We start from the raw sequence: 16415 nt of genomic DNA, 5'->3' as shown, positions 1-16415 counted from the left end.
TCCTCCTTCACTCAGTGAAAAGTAAAGTTCCGGGGTTCATTCATGCGCACGCGAATCGTCTTGATCTCGAACGGCCGGAACGAGAGCCGAATGCAGCCGCCCGCCAAGGGAAGCGGGGCGATCGCCTCTTCCATCAGGTTCGTCTCCTCCGCGTCGAGACACGGCAACCCGAAGGCGATCGTTCCTTCCGCGGAGGCGCCCGCGCTCTCGTACAGACGGACGATCAACCGGTCGTCGTCCTCCGCCTTCTTCACCGCTTCGACGATCAGATGCGGGTGATCGACCGCAATCCAAGCCAGCCCTTGCCGTCCTTCGACGCCGGCCTCCCCGGCCGCATGCTCGCCGGCCGCGATCCCGGCCGCTCCCGCGGCTGCCGGGCCGGACACGATCGCGGCGCGATCCGCCTTGCCGCCTACCGCCATAACGAGCGGCACGTTCATCTCGTAGCCTTTGCGCGCGACGCCTGCTTGGATAAAGTCTCCTTCGTGCGGCAGCAGCGCGTAACGGAACCGGTGCGTCGCCCGGTCTGCGTTCGGGTCGGGGCTGGAGGAGCTGCGAAGCAGGTTCAGGTCCAGCTCGCCGTCCGCCGCCCGATGCCCGTATTTGCAGTCGTTCAAGAGCGCGACGCCGAAGTCCGGCTGCGACAGGTCGATATAGCGGTGCGCGCAGATTTCGTCCTTCGCCATCTCCGTCAGCGAATTGCGCGTCGTCGGACGTTTGAGATAGCCGAACTGGATTTCGCAGGCCGCCGTGTCCGACGCGACGGCCGTGGCGAACGACGTGCGTAGCATTTTGCCCGATTCGCGCCAGTCGGCCTCGGTGTCGAACTCGACCGCGGCGCCGTTCTCCGTCACGAAGACCCGCTGGGTCAGCGTCGACTCGCCGAAGCGGTAGCGGTGCTCGGCCACCGCCCGGTGCCCGTCGACGAAATAGGCCGCCGCCTCCAGCCGCATCCGGCCGGCCGGCATGTCCCGGTAGTCGCGCGGGAAATCCCAGGCGTCCCCGTCGTCGTGGTAGACGGCGAGCACGTTGCCCGGTCCGCCGGGGCGCAGTGCCTCCCGGCCGGTCTTCCGATCGACGACCGACGCCAAGCTTCCGTCCGGCGCGAACGTCACCTGAAGGCGGGCGTTGGCGATCACGCCCTCTTCGGCGCGCAACCCGCTCAGCTCCGGCTGCCGAACCGCTTCATCCAGCGGAATGCCGCCCATCGCCGGAACGCGGACCGGATGCCAAGCGCCGTCCCATTCCACCCACTCCTCCCGCTCCCAAGGCAAGGAGTTGAATACGACGGCGCGTCCGGACCATCCCAGGCGGGCCGCCGCTTCCGCATATGCCGCATCGCGCAGCGCGCTTGTCTCCGCCAGCATGATGGCATAACGGTCCAGAGACTCGTCATAGACGCGGCCGATCGACGAGCCGGGCAGGATATCGTGGAATTGATAGAGCAGCGCTTCCTTCCAGATCCGCTCGATCCGCTGCGCCGGATAGCCGCTTCCGCCCAAGGCGAGCGCGAGCGAAGACGCGAACTCCAGCTCCCTCAGCTCCGTCTCCAGCTTGCGGTTATACCGCTTGTTGCGCGCCTGCGACGTCAGCGTGCCCTGGTGCCTCTCCAGATAAAGCTCGCCCCGGTAGCGCGCGAAGGCGGAAGCCTCCTTTTCCAGCCGTTCGAAAAACGCCAGGGACTTCTCCTGCACGACCGGAGGAAGTCCGGACAAGTTCTTCTCGCGCGCCAGCCGCTCCAGATGCTCTTCGCCCGGGCCGCCGCCTCCGTCCCCGATGCCGAACAGCATCAGCGCATTCCCGGACACGCTCTTGTCCAGGTACTCCCGCTCGATCTTCGCCAGCGACCGAGGCGCCGCCGGACTGTTGTATGTATCCTCCGGAGGCAGATGCGTCAGGACGCCGGTGCCGTCGATGCCTTCCCAGACGAAGCTGTGATGCTGAAATTTGTTGTACACGCTCCAGCTCAGCTTCTGCGTCATCATGTACGAGACGCCGGAGCCGGCCAGCAGCTGCGGCAGGCTGGCGGTGTAGCCGAACACGTCGGGCAGCCAGAGCGTCTTCACGTCTTCCCCGAATTCGTCCCGGAAAAACCGCTTGCCGTACAAAATCTGGCGAACGAGCGCTTCGCCGCCGGACACGTTCGTGTCGGGCTCCACCCACATCGCCCCCTGCAGTTCCCAGCGGCCTTCCCGAACCTTCTTCTTGATCTGCTCGTACAGCTTCGGATAGTGCTCCTTCATCCACTCGTACAGCTGCGGCTGGCTCGCGCCGAAAACGTAATCGGGGTACTTCTCCATATTGCGCAGGACGGTGGAGAACGTCCGGGCTCCTTTGCGGATCGTCTCCCGGATCGGCCACAGCCATGCCAGGTCGATATGGGCGTGTCCGATGGCGCTGACGCGAAGCTCCGCATCCCCGCCCCGGCGCTTAAGCTCCGGCGCCAGCAGCTCCGCCGCCCGGCGGACGGATTCCGGCGTCACTTCCGCGAGCGCGTTCGCCGCCTCGTAGAGCTTGCGCTCGATTCGGGCCCGGCGCGAGCTTCGTTCCGGCACATGGGCGCACAGCTCCAGCAGCACCTCGACGTCGTAGTAGAGCCGGCGGACGTCCTCGTCGCAGACGGCAATGTCCGCTTCCTTCAGCGTTCCGCTCCGGTAGCGGCCGAACAGGTCGTTGCAGCCCGCGTCGGCCCACAGCTCGAGGCGCTCGCCGCCCGCCGCTCTCCCGCTTACGTCGACCACCCGTTTACCGGGAAGGCCGAGCTCGAAGTCGAACTCCGAATTGACGTTGGTCAGCCCTTGACGCGGAACGCCATCTTCGTCGACGAGGCACAGTTCGCCGTTCACGTCGATAAGCAGCACGACCTTGAGCCCGGCCGCCGTCTCCGGGACAACGCCCTCGAAACGGAACCAGGCGCAGTCCCACAGCTTGCCCCACCGGTCGCCGGGCTCCAGCCGAAGATGCTTGCCCTGCATTCTGTCCGCGAACGGCATCGGTTCGTCCGTCACCCACGCTTCCGCCGACAGCGAGCCGACCGGCCGGTAGATCGCCTCTCGCAGCTTCGCCAGCATTTTCTCGGCCTTGCCTTTCATCACTTTGCTTATTTCGTACGGCATTCCGTTCACTCCCATCGTGTCGTCCCATGTCTAAGCGGCCTCGATCCGATCCGGTTCGAGCCCGGCCGTCCATCGGGGCCGGGGCCGAACCGGACAATCCAATCCCGTCCCCGCATCGCGTCGCCGACAACGGAGGAAGAGGGCTGGCACGGTCGGCCCTCCCTCCTCTTTCCAAGCGCAGGTGCAGCCGTCTCCGCAATGACTTCAGATTTGCTTCCGCCTTCGCCTGCGCGTCGTTCAGCAAGCTTCGTCGATCATTTGTTGGTGGAAATAGCCGAGTAAGTCGGGTTGATCGGCTGTCCGGGCATCCATGTGCCGGTGCGGACTCGCTCGGCTACGCGTTCGAAGGTGAGCTCTCCCCGTTCGACGGGTTCCCGCCGGACGGGCAGGAGGTCAAGCTCCGTACGGCCGCGAGCGGGGCAGCCGCCCGGAACGCATTCATATTGATCATTGGAATAGCCCTCCTTTAGAGGTTCGATCATCCTCATCAACACATTATCATACATAATATACATATTCAATATGTCAAATTAATTTGTGCACGAGAAAATAAAAACCCGCCGGAATTTCTCCCGCGGGTCCCGCCTGCATTCCGATTTTGCGAACGCGCCGATTACGAAAGTGGGCCGGTCGATCGGCGTACGATCAATTGCGGCTCCATAATGATTTTGCCGTATCCCCCCGCTCCCGCTTCGGCCGGCCTCTCCCCTTCCAGCATGCCGATCAGCATCCGGGCGGCCTGCTCTCCCATCTTTCCTTCCGACTGCGAAATATGGGAATAGACTCCTTCTTCGCCGAGCCCGGAAGCCGGATCGTCGAACGTGAGAATGGAGACCTCTTCCGGAACCCGAATCCCGAGTTGGCGGCAGATCGAGGAAATGTGAACGCCCAGCCGTCCGTTCAGCGTGATGTAGGCTGTGGCCATGCGGTTCTTGACGAAGCGGAAAAGCGGGTGTTCTTCGTCGCGGCGACGATAGTCCACGTTGAAATCCGTCAGGATCAGAGCGGGGTTGATGAGCGCCCCTCTCCGTTTGAGCCCTTCCATGTAGCCGTTGATCCGGTCTTCGACCGTGATGGTGGGCAGAACCGAATCGGAGCAGATCGCGATGTCCCGGTGGCCGAGCTCCCATAGGTAATCGACGGCTGTTTGTCCGCCCACGAACCCGTCGCTCCGGACGACGTTCGTCTCGATGCCGGGCAAGTACCGGTCGACGAGCACGAACGGATATCCCGCCGCTTTGAGGGACAGGATCTCTTCATTGTACGTTTCCGCGTCGCACGGGAAGATCAGCAGCCCGTCCGCGCCGGCGCGGATCATGTGCTGAATGGCTTCCTTCTCGCGGCGGATCGAGTTGCCGGTCACGATAATATGAAGCCGGTAGCCCTCGGCCTCGAGCACGGAATTGATGCCTTGTACGAGCCGCAGCGCGAAATGGTCGACGAGATCGGGCATGAGCAGCCCGATCGTGCGCGCGCCGGCCGCGAATCCGGCGCTTGCAGGCTGCGCGCCTTGCGGCCGGTTGCCCGGCGCGCGCGGTTCGCGGTCGCCCGCTTCCGGCTTCTCCGACAGAAGCGTCTCGATATCCGAGCTGACGAAGCTTCCCCGGCCCGGAATCCGGTATATCCAGCCTTCCTTGGCCAATTGGACGAGCGCGTTGGCGACCGTGATCCGGCTGACGTCGAACTGCTCCATCAACTCTTTTTCCGAAGGGATCTTGTCATTGCCCTTCAGCTTCTCCTGCGCGATCAAATCTTTGAAATAGCGCTTTATTTGCATATACAAAGGTTGCCGTTCCGTTGCCATCATCAGATCTCCCATGAACAATAGTTACTCATAAGATATATCATTTATGTCATTTCGTCAATCTCCGCCCTCTCATCGCTATTCCAGCATGCCTTTGCGCTGAATCTCGGCTTTCACCTGAACGTCGAACGTCTGCTCCGGGAACAGCCGCCGCAGCCACTCGTCCTTGTCGAGATGGCCGCCGTGCGCCAGCCGATACCTCTCCCCGAGGCCGATGGGATCGGCATGCAGGCGCTGCAGCTCCGCCAGAAGCTTCTCGATTTCTCCCTTCGCCTTCTCGTTCAGCTTCGCCTCCGCGTCGGCCAGGCGGTTCGCTTTCATCTCTCCGGCGGACGTCTGGTCCAAGTCCAGCTTCAGCTCCAGCCTGACCTTGAACCGGCCGTTCCGCCATGCGATCTTCGAATTTTCGTTCAACAGCACGAAGGAGATTTGCTCCTCGGGCAGCGTAAACGTCGTCGGCAGCACTTTCGAATTCCGGAGCAGGGACACGTATTTGACGTCCTCCGCCGGAATCGTTCCGAGAAGCTTGTCGCTGCCGAAGACCGCCATCTCCTTCGCCGTCAGCGTCTGTTCGTCCGGAAGCGGCTCGATCACCGCAGCGTAAGGAGTCGTGCCCGGCTCGAACATATAGTCGTAAAATTGGTACAGCATGATCGGAATGATCTCCGCCGTGTCCGATCCGGCTTGGGAGAAGATGTCGACCAGCCAGTCTCCGACCGCTTCCGGCGTCGCGGTCCGCATCTTCATGACGGGCACGGGGCTTCCCTTGGTTATCGCGATCCATAAGATCGACTGCAATTCTTCGCGCCGCATCAGGAAATCCATCTGGTTCGCCAAGCCTTGGCGGGCAAGCTCGTCCGAGAACAGAACGACCTTCGTATGGCCGAATTGGATGTCTCTCGCCGATTTGCGCTTGAGCTTGTATAGCGCGTCCGAGAGATCGGCACCTTCCGCCGAGAGGATGTAGTCCGGAGCGGAGGAAACCCCGGATGAGGCTCCGTCCGGAGACAAGGAGCCGTACTTGGCCGGAATCGCCGCCAACGCGTGGACGCGTACGCCCCCATCGGCACCGGGTTCCACGCCAAGCACCGTGACGAAGCTGATCCGGTTCACCTGCTTGACGCCCATGCACCCGGCGGGCATGACGGTGAGGACCGCCGCCAGCAGCAAAACCGGCCATTTTTTCGCCGTTCTCGGTCCGGAGCCCGTCATGGCTTGCGCCCCCGCGCCAGCATCCAGCCGTAGAGCAGAAGCGGATACGCGGCCAACATCAACATGCTGTAGCAGCCTACCCATATCGTGAAAGCGAGGAAAAATTGGGGCCTTGCCGCCTGACGAAGCAGCACGATCAGAATGGCGGCGAAAATCATCAGATGGTAGTGCTTCAGGCGTACGGACAGCATCTGCGCGAAGCAGAAAACGGCGCATCGGACCATGAACGCCGATGTCAGCACGCACATATATTCCCACATCAGCATGGCCAGAAACATGATGCGCTCGAACACGAAGTTTTCGATCCGGATCGTTCCGTACGTGCCGTGCGCCATAAAGGCGATCCTCTTTGTGACCGCCAGTCCTTGCGTGGCGATGCCCATCGCGTACATATAGCTGGCGAACAGCGCGACGGCCAGCATCAGAACCGTCAGGGAGCGGAACGATCGCTTGTCCTTCATTCTCGTCATCAGCAACGTGCTGGCGCCGAGCGGAATAAACATCGTCATGATCGCCGCCGTCCCGGCTACCGGATCGTGCCAGTCGGGCGGATCGACGACCGGGTACAAGTACGACCACTGTGCCGTCTTGAGCGGCAGAAGCGAGACGAACAGGAACAGCGGCAAGATGAAGAGCGTCATCAGATGGGCGTTGCGCGCGATCGACTCGATATTGAACGTGGCCGCCAGGCAGATCAGTATCGCCCCTAGCGTGATGAGCAGCTTCGAATCGCCGTAAAGCAGGGTGCGGGAGAAAAAATCGCCGCTCAGCAGCAGCATATAAGCGGATCCTCCCGCGAACAGAAGGCTGTACAGCAAATAAGACACGGGAGGCCACCATCTTGAACCCAAAGCGGCCCCCGCCGACATGAGGGAACCGGCTTGCGACCGCCGGACGATTCGCATTCCCAGCCACGTTCCGAACAGCACCAGCGCGACGCACGGAGCGAACAGCCATATTCCGTTGCGGCCGACGGAGATCGCCAGGCTGTTCTGAACGCCCCGCGTAATCGACAGGCAGATCGTCGAGATGAACAGCAGGATCGGGTAGTGAACCTCTCGTTCTCGCATCGGCAGCTTCATAGGCGATTCTCCCCTTCCTTCGGGTCGAAACGCCTGACCGCTCTCGATTTCTGCCGATACGTCGCCGGCAGCTTCTTGCGCTTCTGGATCGGCGCCCGGAAGAGGGCGTCGCGGAACAAATCCCCGTAGCGGAACGTATCGAACGGGGACAGGTAAGAGACGCCGAACGATTTGAGCTGGCACAGATAGAGGAACAGCACCGCCGTCCCCAGCACCATGCCGTACAGGCCGAACGGGACCGAGAGAATGATCAGCAGATAGCTCCACATCCGAAGGGCGATCCCGACCATGTAATTGGGCGTGGTGAAGCTCCCGATCGCGGTGGCGGCGGTGACGACGATCATGATGTTGCTGATCAGGTGTGCCTGCGCCGCGGCGGTTCCGATAATGAGGCCGCCGACGATGGTGGCCGTGCCGCCGATCACCCGGGGCAGCCGGACGCTCGCTTCGTTGATCAGCTCCAGCAGGATGGCCATCATGCTGACTTCGATGTAGGCCGGATACGGGACGCCTTCCCGGCTGGCGGCGACGGCGAGCATGAATTGAATGCGCAGCACGTCCTGGTTCAGGGTCGTGATGGAGACATAGAGGGCGGGCAAATAAAGCGTCATGATCAAGCCGATCATGCGGATAAAGCGGAGAAACGAGCCCGATAAGAACGGAAAATAGTAATCGTCCGCCGTCTGGTACAGCGCGGTCAGCGTAATCGGGAGAACGAGCCCGGTCGGCGAATTGCTCATCAGCAGAACGAACCGGCCTTCGAGAATGGCCGCCACCGCTTTGTCCGGCCGCTCCGTCGTCTGGATGATCGGGAAGGGAGACGTCCACTTCGTCTTCTCCAGCAGCAGCTGCCCGATCTGGCTCGTGTCGGTGACCCCGTCGATCTTCATTCGGTTCAGCCCGCTCTCGACTTTCTCCAATACTTGCCGCTCGGCTATTTCCGCAAGATAGAGAAGAATGACCTCCGTCCGCGTGCGGGTTCCGACGACGAAAGACTTCACGATGAGCTTCTCGTCCCGGAGCCTCGTCCGAATGAGCGACAGATTGATCTGCAGGTCTTCCACGAAAGCGTCGCGCGGGCCGATCAGCGAGCTTTCCGTCTCGGGCGGCGTAATCGCCCGATTCTGGCGGGCGGGAATGCAGACGGCGATCGCTTCGGATTCGCCGTCCAGCAGGAACAGGCAATGCCCCGTGTACAGCTTGGCGGCCAGCTCTTCCGAACGGAGCTCCACCCTGCTGCCGATCGCGGACAACAGGCGTATTCCCGCCTCGTACCCTTCCTGCGGATCTGCTCCTTCCGCCGTGCGAAGCACGTCCAGCAGAATCCGCTCGAGCAGCTCCCGATCGACCAGGCTCGTAAAGTAAAGAATGCTGCCCGCCGGCTCCTCCGTCCCCGGGATCGGGAAGCTCTTGCGCCGAAAGTCGGATGGGTTGTTCAACGTACGAACGAATGGATCGATGGAGAACATGTCCGTTTCACCTCGTTTTCCAATCTTTCAACGTAGGATAAACCCGGACTTGGCTCTCTATTCATTTTTTACTTTATGTGGTAAAAGTTTAAGAGGATGGAAGAGATGTCTCGTCATCATTTCCTTTGACGCTCTCTCCGTTAACCGGCCGGGAATTCGCCCGCTTTTGGCTCCAACGGACCAAACGTACAACGTCGTCCGCCCATGCGCCCCACAGAAGAAGCAGCGTCCCGACGGTCATGAACAGAATCGCAAACCGGGTGGGTGCCTCTCCAACCGTATTCTGCAAAGCCGTGCCGAATCGTCCCGGTGGCGTCGTCCACCCACCCAATGTCAGCGAGTAATCGGCGGCTCGCAGGTGCACCGGCAAATAAAGCGCGATGCCGCCCAGCAGCAAAACGGCGCCCGCAATGATTTTCTTCAAGCCGTTCAACCCCTTCCACTCCAAACAAGCAGCTTCCTTTATCAGAATACCATGAATGGAAAATTCCGCCATATCGATAGACATTATTGATCACCTATATAAAAATCATAAGATTTTCATTATCGATCGAATTTGATATGTTGATCTTAATCGACTCAATCGACAGACGGGAGGCGCCGAAAATGGCAAAAGTAACGGGTTTGGAAGGCGTGGTGGCGGCGGAGACGGACATCGGGCTGGTCGACGGAGCGCAGGGACGGCTCGTGTACCGGGGATACGCGGCCCGGGAATTGGCCATTCGGTACGGTTTCGAAGAAGCCGCTTACTTGCTATGGTACGGAGAACTGCCGGAGCGAAAGCAGCTGGAGGAGCTGCGGGAAAAGCTGGCCGCAGGCCGCGTGCTGACGCCGGATCTGCGCCGGCTGCTCGACGCGATGCCGCCAAACACGCCGCTCATGAACGTGCTGGAAGCGGCCGTGGCGGCGCTGACGGACGAGACGACGGCATGGCCGCCGACGGTGGAGCAGGCGATTCGGCTGACGGGACTCCTCCCCGTCATCATCGCCTATCGGCACCATCAGTCGAACGGAACGGCATGGCCGGAAGAGACGCAGGAGAAAGAACATGCGGCCCACTACCTTTATCTGCTGACCGGCCGTCCGGCGCAGCCTGCCCATGTTCGCGCGCTGAGCGCTTATTTGGTACTGGCGATGGAGCACGGCCTGAACGCCTCGACTTTCGCGGCCCGGGTCGTCGCTTCGACCGAATCGGACCTTCATTCGGCGGTCGCCGCCGCCATCGGCGCCATGAAAGGGCCGCTGCACGGCGGAGCGCCAGCGGGCGTCGTTCGACTGCTTGAGGAGATCGGGACCAAGGAGCGCGCGGAGACGGCGCTGCGGGAGAAGCTGGAGCGCGGCGAGCGGCTGATGGGGTTCGGCCATCGCGTCTACAAGACATTGGATCCGCGAGCGGAAGCGCTTCGTGCCGTCGCCGCCGAATTGGCCGGTGACGACCCTTGGCTCGATCTCGCCCGGCATGCGGAGCTTGTCGCCGTCCGGCTGTTGGAGGAATACAAGCCGGGCCGCAAGCTGCGCACGAACGTGGAATTTTACGCGGCGGCCGTCATGCGCGCCGTGCGGATGCCGGCGGAGCTGTTCACGCCCACCTTCACCGCGGCCCGCGTCGTCGGCTGGACCGCCCACGTGCTGGAGCAGGCGGGCCATAACCGGATTTTCCGGCCCCAGTCGGTTTACACCGGGCCGATGCCCGCGGAGGCGGACGCCGGAGAATAAGGCGCCCGCCCCTTTTCCGCTTCTATCTCCGGCACACTCGAATTTAGGAACCTGTGGCGATTCTATGGCCCTCATCCTGCCTCAAAGGTCAGGGGCTCGCTTCTCATGCCATAAGCATTTTCAGCAAAGACTTTGACGGTACAGCCCCGCGGAGCGTTGACTGCGAGGGTGACGGAGTCATAAGTCGGATAAGTCCAGTAATTATTTACCTGATAAACATGATCGATTTCATTCCCGTTCTCGTCAAAAACGATGGCTCTGTAAAGGAAGATGATATCGCCATCGGTACTTTTGGCTGCAGGAACGGTGATATAACGCCTGCTGCCCAGATCCGGGAAAACCGGTGCCGAAGAGGCAGCTTCCTGCTTATCGGGAGTAAACTGCCTGTTGGCGGCGTTTGCGGGCTCTTTTATGACATATTCGCACAGCTGGACCTCACTGTAAACATCATAGCCGCGCAAACGCACTTCATTCTGGGCGCTGACTTCGACAATCCAGGTTTGACCTGTTTTTTCGTAATGATCCGGATGGACACCTTTTTTACCGTCAACGGTAAACTCCATATATTTTATAGCACCGGTGCCAACCGCAGTGAAGCTTCCCTGCCATATGGATCTGGGGTCGTTCAGGGGATAATGGGAGTGACCGGAAAAGTGGATGATCTGAGGATACTCCTCAAAGACTGATTTCAGGTGATCTATTCCCCACTCCTTATCGCCGCTGCCATAGACGGTGTCGAGCACATGTTCATGATGGGTAACGAAAATCGGCTTCTCCGGGTCATCTGCAACAGCCTTGTCCAACTGCTCCTTAACCCAGCTTATCTGCTCGGGGTCATAGCGGTAATCGCTGTCGGCCGAAGCGGAAATTCCGATAAAATGGTAACCGTTGATAACATCATGCCAGTCGGTGTGAAGCCCTGTGAGAGATGAAAAATAGGAAAGAGCCCCTCTGCCCATCGATCCCCAGCAGTCGTGATTACTGGCAAGGATGGCAAGCAGCTTTGTCTCCTCCTTTAACGCTGAATCGACGGTGCTCTTGAATGCGATATACTGAGACATATCGCCTTTGTCGGTAATATCGCCGCAGAACATAACGGCATCCAGCGACTTGTAAACGGAATCACTTTGGGCATCGCTGTAACCGAGGGATATCGCCTTTTGGATACGGCTGCATCCGACATCTGCGAAGGTCTCAATGTGAGAGTCGCTCATGACAAGGAAGCGCACCACAGGCACAAAATCGCTCTTATCATCCGGATCGCCGAAAGTGTTGCGCGGGGCGATCATTGTCATAAAAGTGGCGAGATCCGATACAGGGAGCGATGTATTTAGTTTCATCGTAGGATAACCTGCTTTCCGTTTCATAAATTTCAACGCTTTTGACGAAACTCTGTAATTCCCCATTCTAAGGGAGATGAAGCTCTTGATCTATCCTTTCTCCGGTGTCCATACGGATCCAGGTCTCAAACGCGCGGCTGCCTTCGGTGAGCTTAATCAATCTCGCTCCCCGGTGCTCTCCGTTATAAGGACGGTTGTTAAAGGTGTTGTAGCCGGTCACCTTTCCGTACGCAAGCCGGATACCGTAAAGATCGCCCCAGTAATCGTTTTCGTGATCGTGGCCAACGAACGTGCCGATGATATCTCCCCGTTCCAGCATAGCGGCGAACAGGCCCGAATTGACGGAAGGGCAGCAAACATTTTCATTTTTCGTTCCATAGCAGGGAAAATGACTCCACACCGTCTCGTATTCCGGAAGCGGGATATGAAAAAAAGCCAGAGAGGGAACAGTCCGGCCACAAGCTTTCTCAAGCTCCTTGGAACGTTCCCTATACCAATGAACCTGCTCCGGCCTGATCCAATCATAGCCCTTATACGGCAAAAGCGCGTCCACCAGCTCCCCCAGCGAGTCGATCATATAAAGTGCGGCGGCACATTCCGTGCCGTCCGATCCGGCAACGGTCAGCATATAATTGCCTAAGCCCGGCAAATATTCGGGGCCCCGCTCGGTTAAACAGAGCGGGAAGCTCTGTTGCACCCGCATCAGCTCCTCGCGGGTCACCCTATACTCGGCATCGTGATTGCCGTAAACGGCCGCCCAGGGAATGCCATGCTCCTCGCTTACTCGCCCCACATCGGCAAAAGCTTCTAGGGCCCTGCCTTCGCACCGCCCGCTTTGGATGATGTCGCCCGTCAGAACGACCAAATCCGGTTTTTCCTCCAACAAGACAGCTTCCATCAAGTCCCGTGTCCGCCTATCCATTTCGTCTCCTGTTTTCCAATGAAGATCGGTGAACTGTACGATCGTAAAGCTATGGTCACCTCGAAACTGCAGTCTCTTCTTCACACATGCCACCTCTTAATCCCGCATTAAATTTCATATGTCGCTTGCCAAATATGCCGCTGGAAACCCCTTCTTCACTCTTTAACCGATCCGAGCATCGTTCCCGTAACGAAATACTTCTGCAGCCATGGATAGACGATTACGATCGGGACGATGGAAAAGATGATGCTTGCTGCCTTCAAACTTTCCGGGAGAATAGGATTCTCCAGCTGCGACAACCGTTCCGCCGCATCCTGACCGACCAACATGCTGTTCATGACGATCTGATACAATTTCAATTGCAGCGGATAAAGCTTCGGATCCGTAATGTAATACAGCGAGTCCGAGAATCCGTTCCATCGGCCGACCGCATAAAACAAACTTAACGTCACGAGTACGGGAACCGACAGCGGAAGAATAATCCGCATAAGAATGCCATTGAAGGAAGCGCCATCAATTTCCGCCGCTTCTTCCAGCCCCTGAGGGATTGAACGGAAGAACGACATCATGATGATCATATAGAACGGACTGATAAGTCCAGGCAGAATGAGCGCCCACATCGAATTGAGCAGATGCAGCCCTTTGGTCAGCATGTAGTCGGGTATGACACCGCCGCCAAAATACATCGTCAGCACGATGAAGTACAGGATGAACTTCCTTCCCTTCAAGCCCTTCTTGGTCAACGGATATGCGGCCAAAATCGTCATGAGCATGCACAGGACGGTGAACGTAACCGTCAGCACGACGGTAAACAGAAGCGACCGAAACATGCTGACGTCCTGCAGCATCTGCTGATAAGATTCGATATTGAACCCTCGCGGAAAGATGGTTACGCGTCCTGACGTTATTTCCGTGCCCGAGCTGAGCGACAGGGAGACGATATGCAGCAGAGGCGCCAGACATAGCACAGCCAATATAAACAGAAGCGTAATATTGAGCGATTCGAACAATCGCCCCGCATTCTTCTGCTTCATGGTCCAGTCTCCTTTCGAATGCAGGTCAAACGATGCTTTGATCTGCAAATTTTCTGGTAATCGTATTAGCGCCGAGCAAGAAGACCAGCGCGATGACGGACTGAAACAGACCTACCGCGGTCGCGATGGAGAACTCTCCGGTCTGCAGACCGATTTTGTATACGAAGGTGCTGAGCACCTCGGAGAAATCGCTTACCATTGAATTTCCGAGAACAAACGGCCGCTCGAAGCCGATCCTCGGCATCTCGCCAATCGCCAGAATGAGCAGCATGAGAATAGTGGGCCGAATGCCCGGCAGCGTGATGTGCCACATTCTCTTCATCCTTCCGGCGCCGTCCGTCTCGGCCGCTTCGTAAAGCTCCTTGTTGATGCCGGTTAATGCAGCCAAATAAATGATCGTTCCCCAACCGACGCTCTGCCACACCCCGGCGACCAGGTAAGTGGCCAACCACCAGTATTTGTTCGACAGGAACGGGATCGACTGGAATCCGGCATGGTTCAGCATCTGGTTGATGATTCCGCTGTTGGTCGCAAAAATTTGTAAGAATAACCCTCCGATGATAACCCAAGAGATGAAATGCGGAAAGTACATCACCGTCTGGAATACTCTCTTGACCCGCATCTGACGAACCTCGTTCAGCATGAGCGCCAGGATGATCGGCGCCGGAAACGAAACGGCGAGATCCAGAAAGTTCAGCAGGAACGTGTTTCGGAGCGCCGTCTTGAAGGTTTGCATATCGAAAATCTCTCGAAACGTTTCGGTCCCGTTCCACGGGCTTTGCCATATCCCCTGGAAGATGTTGTAATCTTTGAACGCGATCGTCACACCGTACATGGGGCCGTATTTGAACAAGGCAAAAAAGCTAACCGGAAGAAGCAGCATTGCGTACAATTGCCAAAACCTTCTGATGTATGAGCCGGTGCTCATTCGCCATTCCTCCTTTCACGCCGACGGTCCGCGAAATATTCCGCGGACCGTGCGGCTTTCAGTCATGTGAAATTAAGGCTTCATCGCCTTATAAGCTGCTTCTCTTTCTTTCTGGATCTCTGAACCGCCGCTTGCCATGTACTGTTTAAACAGATCATCATAGGTTTTATCGAAATCGGCCGGCTTGGCCATGATCGATTTGACCAGAAGTTCCTCGTATTTCCCCTTCAGCACTTGGGCGTACTTCGATTCGGCATCGATCGGCTTCGGGAAATAGTGAATCGGCTGCGCATCCGTTATGGACAGTTTGAAGGCCGCATCCGCCCTGGCGGTATAGGAAGGATCATAGCTTTGTTCGAGATATTTGATATTCAAATCTGTCGATCCGAGTTCGAGACCGTTGCTGATTATGGTCATATCCGAACTGTTGAATACATTATTCTCGGGCTTAATATCCGACTGCTTGATCTGGACCGGAATGCCGTCTTGCATTTGATACCCTGTTCCTTCCGGACCATTAAATTTATAGTAGAACAGGTTGTTCGACTGAACCAGCCAGTCCAGATATTGCACCGCTTGTGCCGCGGCCTTGCTCGTCTTCGGTATCATCAAGTACGCGCCTGTCGGAGGATTGAGTTCCTTCACGTGCTTGCCTGCATCGTTCGTGAACGGATCGACCGGAGTAACCGTTCCGCCGGGAACATTCTTCGCCAGCGTGGCCTGTTCCCCGGAATCGCCTCCTTCAAAGCTTTGAGAGGCTTGCTCGCTATACATGCCGACTTTTCCGGTCGAGACGCCCTCCTTTCGTACCTTCTGATCTTTGTCCAGACCGAAATCCGGGCTGATCAGACCTTCATTGTACCATTGGTTTAATGTTCGGATAGCGTCCTTGTGTCCATCGAACAGAATCGGATATTCGTGCACGCCGAGTCTTTGCATTTTGGTATAGTAATCTTCTTCCGTCGGGCTCTCCTTGATCAACCCCATAACCAGCGGAATGTATTCGTCTTCGTGCAGCGCAAGGCCGAGCGGAATCGTTCCCTGACCGCCGAGCTGCTTGTCTTTAAACCCTTTCAATGCTTGATAAGTCTCCTCCGTCGTTGCAGGAACGGCAAGCCCCAACTTGTCGAGCCAGTCTTGACGGATCATATACGATGTCATTCCCGTAAACGCCCGCTTGGCCGGAATGGAGAGTTGCTTGTTATCCCACAGGCCATATGCCAGCGTGTCGGCGCCAAGATAGGACTTGAGATTCGGGCCATACTGATCGATCAAGCTGCCAACATCCGTAAGCCCGCCTTGCTGCATATACTTATGAGCGACTCCCTCGTCATACGTGAAGACGATATCCGGGGCATTGCCGCTGGCCATTAACACATTCAGCTTATCGACTTCCTGACTTCGAGGGACTGGAACGAATTCCAATTTAATGTTGTTCGGATCTCCAAAGTTTTTCTGGGCATACCGGGTCCCGGCGTTGTCAGTCACTGTCAAACCAGCCGGAGCATTACCCCTATCGAAAACCTCCACCTTAAGAGTGACCTTCTCTTTCGATGCAGTGGATGCAGGGGCGCTAGCAGAAGCACTGGCCGTGGCGCCGGCATCGGAGCTGGCTTGGCTCGATTGCTCTGCATTCTCATCGCTTGAACACCCCGCGCTAACTGCGACTGTCGCCATGACCGCTGCAAGTGCAAGCGCCTGTAACCCTTTTCCTTTCCGCTTCAACATCATCTACCCTTTCTGAAGGTAATAGCACGGCGGCCGCCAGATAGCCGGTTGCGGTTACTCGCGG

Annotated in this window: 12 protein-coding genes; 1 reads left to right on the top strand and 11 read right to left on the bottom strand. The window is 58.1% G+C overall.

The window, feature by feature from the left end; translation table 11 throughout:
* Window positions 1-11 precede the first annotated feature (11 nt).
* From H7C18_RS20395 to H7C18_RS20370, 6 genes are all read right to left on the bottom strand, one after another.
* Window positions 12-3116 carry an alpha-mannosidase gene (locus tag H7C18_RS20395; protein WP_185130951.1) on the bottom strand — a complete coding sequence of 1035 codons (3105 nt, stop codon included), beginning with the start codon at window positions 3114-3116 and terminating at the stop codon, window positions 12-14.
* A 613-nt stretch (window positions 3117-3729) separates the two neighbouring features.
* Window positions 3730-4920, bottom strand: coding sequence for a GntR family transcriptional regulator (locus H7C18_RS20390; protein WP_185130950.1), 1191 nt, complete (start codon window positions 4918-4920; stop codon window positions 3730-3732).
* A 78-nt stretch (window positions 4921-4998) separates the two neighbouring features.
* A complete protein-coding gene (locus H7C18_RS20385) occupies window positions 4999-6132 on the bottom strand; it encodes a Ger(x)C family spore germination protein (RefSeq protein WP_185130949.1) in 1134 nt (377 codons plus the stop codon).
* Window positions 6129-7214, bottom strand: coding sequence for a GerAB/ArcD/ProY family transporter (locus H7C18_RS20380; protein ID WP_185130948.1), 1086 nt, complete (start codon window positions 7212-7214; stop codon window positions 6129-6131). The genes H7C18_RS20385 and H7C18_RS20380 overlap by 4 nt, the downstream gene beginning before the upstream one ends.
* Complete coding sequence (locus tag H7C18_RS20375; protein WP_185130947.1) at window positions 7211-8683, bottom strand: spore germination protein; 1473 nt, start codon at window positions 8681-8683, stop codon at window positions 7211-7213. The genes H7C18_RS20380 and H7C18_RS20375 overlap by 4 nt, the downstream gene beginning before the upstream one ends.
* Before the next feature lie 88 nt (window positions 8684-8771).
* The gene (locus tag H7C18_RS20370; protein WP_185130946.1) at window positions 8772-9107 is read right to left on the bottom strand and encodes a hypothetical protein; all 336 of its coding nucleotides are present in this window, start codon (window positions 9105-9107) and stop codon (window positions 8772-8774) included.
* A 182-nt stretch (window positions 9108-9289) separates the two neighbouring features.
* On the opposite strand from H7C18_RS20370, the gene H7C18_RS20365 reads away from it, so the two are divergent.
* Entirely contained in the window at window positions 9290-10399 is a 1110-nt protein-coding gene (locus H7C18_RS20365) for a citrate synthase/methylcitrate synthase (protein ID WP_185130945.1), read from the top strand.
* A 71-nt stretch (window positions 10400-10470) separates the two neighbouring features.
* On the opposite strand, the gene H7C18_RS20360 is transcribed toward H7C18_RS20365, so the two are convergent.
* The 5 genes from H7C18_RS20360 to H7C18_RS20340 all read right to left on the bottom strand — a co-directional run bounded on the left by H7C18_RS20360 (window position 10471) and on the right by H7C18_RS20340 (window position 16351).
* Complete coding sequence (locus H7C18_RS20360; protein WP_185130944.1) at window positions 10471-11739, bottom strand: metallophosphoesterase family protein; 1269 nt, start codon at window positions 11737-11739, stop codon at window positions 10471-10473.
* Between the two features lie 67 nt (window positions 11740-11806).
* Window positions 11807-12745, bottom strand: a complete 939-nt coding sequence (locus H7C18_RS20355; protein ID WP_185130943.1) for a metallophosphoesterase — start codon at window positions 12743-12745, stop codon at window positions 11807-11809.
* A gap of 71 nt (window positions 12746-12816) precedes the next feature.
* On the bottom strand, window positions 12817-13695 hold the full coding sequence (locus H7C18_RS20350) for a carbohydrate ABC transporter permease (protein WP_185130942.1): 879 nt from the start codon (window positions 13693-13695) through the stop codon (window positions 12817-12819).
* A gap of 25 nt (window positions 13696-13720) precedes the next feature.
* Window positions 13721-14623 carry an ABC transporter permease gene (locus tag H7C18_RS20345; protein ID WP_185130941.1) on the bottom strand — a complete coding sequence of 301 codons (903 nt, stop codon included), beginning with the start codon at window positions 14621-14623 and terminating at the stop codon, window positions 13721-13723.
* Between the two features lie 72 nt (window positions 14624-14695).
* The gene (locus H7C18_RS20340) at window positions 14696-16351 is read right to left on the bottom strand and encodes an extracellular solute-binding protein (protein WP_185130940.1); all 1656 of its coding nucleotides are present in this window, start codon (window positions 16349-16351) and stop codon (window positions 14696-14698) included.
* Window positions 16352-16415: the final 64 nt, after the last annotated feature.

This window comes from Cohnella zeiphila, from assembly GCF_014212055.1.
In the GTDB taxonomy this organism is placed as follows: domain Bacteria; phylum Bacillota; class Bacilli; order Paenibacillales; family Paenibacillaceae; genus Cohnella; species Cohnella zeiphila.
This window is presented reverse-complemented; position numbering and strand designations above follow the sequence as displayed.

Bases quoted from the DNA above. Each gene is read 5' to 3' on its own strand.
- H7C18_RS20350 (WP_185130942.1), bottom strand. From the start codon at position 13,695: ATGAAGCAGAAGAATGCGGGGCGATTGTTCGAATCGCTCAATATTACG.
- H7C18_RS20360 (WP_185130944.1), bottom strand. From the start codon at position 11,739: ATGAAACTAAATACATCGCTCCCTGTATCGGATCTCGCCACTTTTATG.
- H7C18_RS20375 (WP_185130947.1), bottom strand. From the start codon at position 8,683: ATGTTCTCCATCGATCCATTCGTTCGTACGTTGAACAACCCATCCGAC.
- H7C18_RS20380 (WP_185130948.1), bottom strand. From the start codon at position 7,214: ATGAAGCTGCCGATGCGAGAACGAGAGGTTCACTACCCGATCCTGCTG.
- H7C18_RS20365 (WP_185130945.1), top strand. From the start codon at position 9,290: ATGGCAAAAGTAACGGGTTTGGAAGGCGTGGTGGCGGCGGAGACGGAC.
- H7C18_RS20385 (WP_185130949.1), bottom strand. From the start codon at position 6,132: ATGACGGGCTCCGGACCGAGAACGGCGAAAAAATGGCCGGTTTTGCTG.
- H7C18_RS20345 (WP_185130941.1), bottom strand. From the start codon at position 14,623: ATGAGCACCGGCTCATACATCAGAAGGTTTTGGCAATTGTACGCAATG.
- H7C18_RS20395 (WP_185130951.1), bottom strand. From the start codon at position 3,116: ATGCCGTACGAAATAAGCAAAGTGATGAAAGGCAAGGCCGAGAAAATG.
- H7C18_RS20390 (WP_185130950.1), bottom strand. From the start codon at position 4,920: ATGGCAACGGAACGGCAACCTTTGTATATGCAAATAAAGCGCTATTTC.
- H7C18_RS20340 (WP_185130940.1), bottom strand. From the start codon at position 16,351: ATGTTGAAGCGGAAAGGAAAAGGGTTACAGGCGCTTGCACTTGCAGCG.